This is a genomic window from Synechococcus sp. R55.3, assembly GCF_047461975.1.
GTDB lineage: Bacteria > Cyanobacteriota > Cyanobacteriia > Thermostichales > Thermostichaceae > Thermostichus.
The window spans coordinates 2,374-7,381 of record NZ_JANSIG010000032.1; the positions used below are offsets into that span (position 1 = coordinate 2,374).

General features: G+C 61.8%; 4 protein-coding genes. All 4 read right to left on the minus strand.

Annotated elements, in window-relative coordinates; genetic code table 11:
• The coding region (locus NW849_RS06840; RefSeq protein WP_414356792.1) for a tetratricopeptide repeat protein at nt 1-813 on the minus strand (813 nt) is incomplete at its 3' end.
• Between the two features lie 48 nt (nt 814-861).
• On the minus strand, nt 862-2,337 hold the full coding sequence (locus NW849_RS06845) for a site-2 protease family protein (RefSeq protein ID WP_414356794.1): 1,476 nt from the start codon (nt 2,335-2,337) through the stop codon (nt 862-864).
• Between the two features lie 47 nt (nt 2,338-2,384).
• Nucleotides 2,385-3,476, minus strand: coding sequence for a magnesium-protoporphyrin IX monomethyl ester (oxidative) cyclase (gene acsF, locus NW849_RS06850; protein WP_414356796.1), 1,092 nt, complete (start codon nt 3,474-3,476; stop codon nt 2,385-2,387).
• 104 nt (nt 3,477-3,580) lie between these two features.
• Nucleotides 3,581-5,008, minus strand: a 1,428-nt coding sequence (locus NW849_RS06855) for a glutamate synthase-related protein (protein WP_414356798.1), incomplete at its 5' end; no start/stop codon positions are given.

The following is a 5,008-nucleotide window of genomic DNA, read 5'->3' on the forward strand; positions in this document are numbered from 1 at the left end:
GGATCCGTAGAGCTGCTGCAGATCGCGGTCGTTCTGGCCTTGGTAGGGCAAAAAGAAGGGTTGGACGGAGCCGATCCCGGCAGCCGCTTGCTCCAGGGTTATCGGATCCCGCGGCAGTTGTTCCCAGCGGGCCTTTACCTGTTGTAGGGCTTGGCGGTAGCGCTCCCGGGCCACGGGAACTTGGTCTGCCGAGGCGTACAGCAAGGGCAACTGGCTCACACACCACCCCAGGGCAGCGGCCAAGTCGGCAGGATCGGCCTGCCAAAGGCGGTAAAACAGCTCCGCCGCTTTTTCCTCTTGGCCACAATCCCGCAGCACAATGGCCAAGGTGTAGGCAGCATCGGCAAAGTCCGGCTGCAGCTCTAGGGCCTGTCCTAAGGGGACAAGGGCCGCCTCCAAATCTCCCTGCTGCCGCAGCACCAGCCCCAACTGGTAGAAGACTTCTGGATCCGGCCCCCCCTGCTCTAGGGCCAGTTGCAGGTGAGTTTTCGCCTCCGCCAGCCGCCCCGCCTGCTTGAGGGCAATCCCCAGGTTAAAGTGGGCATCGGGGAACCAAAGCTGTTGGACAAGGGCCTGCCGGATCAGGGCAACTGCTTCCTCTAGGGATCCCTGTTGCTGCCGACAGACCCCCAAGAGGTGCAGCGCCTCCGGGTGAGTGGGCTGGGCTTGCAGCACCTGCTGGTAAAGCGAGACGGCCTGTGGCCATTGCCCCGCTTGGTGATGGCGAACGGCCTGGGCCAACAGACGCTGCAGATGCTCTCCTTTGCCCTTTCCAGCTCTGCTTGGGCCAAAGCCTTTCCCCGGTCTAGGCATGGATGGCAGTGCGCTCCTCGCGCGGGCGGATCCTGAGCCTGTGCCCCATCAGCCGTTGGGGAAATTGAGAAAGCCCGCCAAAGCCGGGGCAATCGGCAGCAGGGTCATCACCATCAAAAAGAGGGCCAGCAAAGCCAGCGCATCCCGCTGGCCATCGGTCTCTGTGATTTCATCCTGAGGGGGACGCTCTGGCTCGCGAGCAATGAACAGGATCAGCAGCGCCCAATAGAGGGCCAAGACGTTGCTAAAGGAAGCGACCGCCAGGGCAATGAGGGTGATGAAGGTGGCGCGGGCCGCCGTCTTCCGCCCGTACACCGCCTGCACAATGCGACCTCCATCCAACTGGCCGGCAGGCAGCAGGCTCAAGGCCGTTATCGCCAGGCCGATCCAGCCCACGGCGACGAAAGGATGAATGGGGATCAGCTCCGACTGAAACTCGGATCCCAGCACCAGCCGGGCCAGAGTGCCCACTAGGATGGAGCTGCGGAATATCTCGGTAGGCACATACAGCCCTCCTGAGCCGGATAGCTTCAGGCCAGCCAAGAGCACCAGCAGCGACAGGATCCCGCTCGCCGCCGGGCCAGCAAAGGCAATGTCGAACAAAGCCTTGCGGTTGGGCACTGGCGATTGGATGCGGTTCAGGGATCCCAGCGTGCCAATGCCCAAGCTGGGGATAACAAAGGCAGGGCTGAGGCGCACCCCGTACTTGCCCGCCATCCAGCGGTGTCCGGTCTCGTGCACCAGCAAGATGGCGAAGATCCCGGCTGCCACCGGCAGGGCTTCCACCCAGCGCCCCGGCGCATCCAACAGCCGGAAGCCCAAGAGATTGGCCCCCACCTCCAACGTGGCGACGAAGCTGAAGACCAGCAACGCCCCCGCCAGGATCTGCGCCCCCACGGAAGCGCGGTAATTGACGATGGGATCCGGCAAGACCACCACCGCCGGCTTTTCCGCCGGATCCTCCACCAAAAAGAGCTGGTAGCGACTGCCCACCTGCTCTTTGAGCTTCTCCACCAGCAGGGGTACCACCACCTCCGCCTCCTGGCGCAGGTTGCCCTTAAAAATCGCCCCTTCCCCATAGGGGACGGTCTCGGTGACGAAAAAGGTATCGAGGCCGAAAATAGACTGAATGGCCTGCAGATCCTCAGCCGAGATCCGCTGCAGAACCGCAGGCGCTTCCAAAGGCGCCTCCCCTGCCGAAGGGGCTTCCCCCTGCTCTTCCAGACGAGCCAACTGCTCGCGACGGGCCTGCAGCTCCTGCTGGGCCAACTGGCGGGTCTTGCGCCCCACAGCAATGTAAAGCCCTGTAAAGACCAACAGCAACACCAGGAAGCCTGCAAAATTGAGGTAGATCCCCAGCAGCAGCAGCCCCAGGAAAACCACCCACGGCAACAAGAGCAGGGATCCCTGTAACCACACCCAAACGGCTAAGGATCCCCGCCGACGGGCTCTCCAGAAGCCCCAACCCAAAAAGGCCAGCGTTCCCAGCAAAAAGAGCGGCGTAATCTCAGCGGCAATGTTCATGGCTGACCTATGAGGCTGTACGGGTACCAAGCTGAGGGCAAGACGGCTCAGGCAGAAACAGCCGTTCCTTCAAAACGGGGCTCCGGCTGCTCCCACAGGTAGAAGCCAGCTTTCCGAGGTTTCAGGAGGAACAGCCGCAAAAACTGATAGAAGTTATCCAAGTAGAGGGGCAGCTTGCGCAAACCCTTGAAGGGGCCGGATCCCCGGGCAATCTCCCTCAGCTTGGCGTTGTTGGCCACACACTTCTGCAGCCGCCGCACAAACTCAGGGTTTTCCACATCCAACACCACCGGAAACACCTTGGCCGCCTCGCGGTTGGTCTTGTAGATCACCTCCATGTCATAAGTATGGGGATCCAAGCCGATGAGGCGGTAGAAATCCGGGCGCTCTCCCACATCGTTGAGGTACATAGTGGCGAACACCGACAGCAAGAAGAAGCGGCACCACAGCTTGGCCACCCATCCCTTGAGCAGCCTGGGCTGGCTTAGGAGCATGAGCGCGAAGAAATCGCCGTGGCGGTTCTCGTCCTGGCACCAGTTCTTGAAGAAGTTGAAGATCGGGTAAACGCGATCCTCGGGGTGGGCCTCCAGGTGGCGGTAGATGAGGATGTAGCGCCAGTAGCCAATCTTCTCCGAGAGATAGGTGGCATAGAAGATGAAACGCGGCGCGAAATAGGTGTAAGACTTGTGCTTGGTCAAAAAGCTCAGGTCAAAGGCCAAGTTAAAGTCGCCCATAGCCCGGTTCAGGAAGCCGGCATGGCGGGCCTCGTCGCGGCTCATCAGGGCAAAGCACTCGGCCAAAACGGGGTTGGTCTCTTTTAGCTTGCGCGACAGCTCCTTGTAGAGGAGAAAACCGGAGAACTCGGCTGTACAGGAGCGCTCCAAGAACTCCACAAACAACCGGCGCGCCTGCGGATCCAGGCGGCTTTCCCAGTCTTGGTTGAACTCCTCACCCCGGACGAAGTGATGGCGGTTGTAGTCGGCGCGAAACTCCTGCAGGATGGCCCGGAAATCGGCCTCTCGATCCCCTAAGCCCATTTTGCCGATGGCCTCGAAATCGGTGGTGTAGAAGCGCGGCGTCAGGATGGTCTCGGTGGGCACTCGCGCTTGAGTTTGAGCAGCTTGCAAACTGGGACTCATAGTGATTTAAAGCGGATGAAAAGGCCAGGTATACTCTCGCAGTTTACCAGCCTCTCTGGCCGTCGTGGGGATAAGAAGTGTTACCGGCAGGCTCTGAGAGATCCTTAAGACTCCACTGCCAGCGGCTGGGATCGCAAGGGATCCGTCAGCTCGCTGCCCTCCTCCGAAGGCGGGATCACCTGCCAAAACAGGGGCAAGCAGGATTCCCAATTTTGCAGAATGCGCTCCGCTTTGGGGGAATGGGTGCGGCGATAGTGCTCCTGGATCAGGCTCTTCAGTTGTGCCTCTGCTGCCGCCGTCTGCACCCGCTGAATGCGCACGATCTCCCCGTTGACCTTGGCGGGAAAGTCGCCCTGCTCATCCAGCACATAGGCCAGGCCGCCGGTCATCCCAGCCCCCAAGTTGCGGCCCACCCGCCCCAGCACCACCACCACACCACCGGTCATGTACTCGCAGCAGTGGTCGCCGGATCCCTCGATCACCGCCTGCGCTCCCGAGTTGCGCACCGCAAAGCGTTCCCCCGCCTGGCCGTTGGCAAACAGGGATCCGCCCGTGGCCCCGTACAAACAGGTGTTGCCCAGGATTACATTTTCCGCCGGATCGCGGGGCGCCTCAGGGGGAGCCAGGATGACGATCTCGCCGCCGCACATGCTTTTGCCCACGTAGTCATTGGCTTCTCCTGTCAGGGTCAGGCGCATCCCCGCCAGCGTAAAAGCGCCAAAGCTCTGGCCGGCGCTGCCGACAAAGCGCAGATCCAACTGCCCCCCCTGTTGGGCAAAGCCGGTATCTCCGTACAAGCGGGCCAAGGTTCCGGCAATGCGCCCGCCTACGCAGCGGTCGGTGTTGGCGATAGGGATCTCCACCGTGGCCGTGCCGCAGGTCTCCACCGCCTTCTGCACCTCCGGCTGAGCCAGGATCTGCTCATCCAGCACCGGGCCGTTGGCGTGAACCGGCTCATGCTCCAACCAGTCGGGCAGGGTGTTGGGATCAAAACCGGGGGGAGTTCGCAGCAGACACTCCAAGTTCAAGGATTGGGTCTTCTGCAGAACCGCATCGGCGCGCGGACAGAGCAGATCCACCCGCCCGATCACCTCCTTCAGAGAGCGGTAGCCCAGTTGGGCTAAGACTTGGCGCACCTCCTCCGCCACAAACGTGAAGAAGGTCACCACGTGATCCGGTGTGCCGGGGAAGCGCTTGCGCAGCTCTTCCTTCTGGCTGGTCACCCCCACCGGGCAATTGTTGGTATGGCATACCCGCGCCATGATGCACCCCTCCGCGATCATGGCCACGGTGCCGAAGCCAAACTCTTCTGCCCCCAGCATGGCCGCCATCACCACTTCCCAGCCGGTGCGAATGCCGCCATCCACCCGCAGGATGGAGCGCTGCCGCAGGCCGTTTTCCAGCAGGGCATGATGCACCTCCACCAGGCCCAGCTCCCAAGATGCCCCGGCATGTTTGATGGAGCTCAGGGGGGAAGCCCCGGTGCCCCCTTCATGCCCTGAGATTTGAATGATGTCGGCGTTGGCCTTGGC

What these genes read in the sequence shown, in the direction of transcription:
- NW849_RS06845 (WP_414356794.1), bottom strand. Translation starts at nt 2,337, where the DNA reads ATGAACATTGCCGCTGAGATTACGCCGCTCTTTTTGCTGGGAACGCTG.
- acsF (WP_414356796.1), bottom strand. Translation starts at nt 3,476, where the DNA reads ATGAGTCCCAGTTTGCAAGCTGCTCAAACTCAAGCGCGAGTGCCCACC.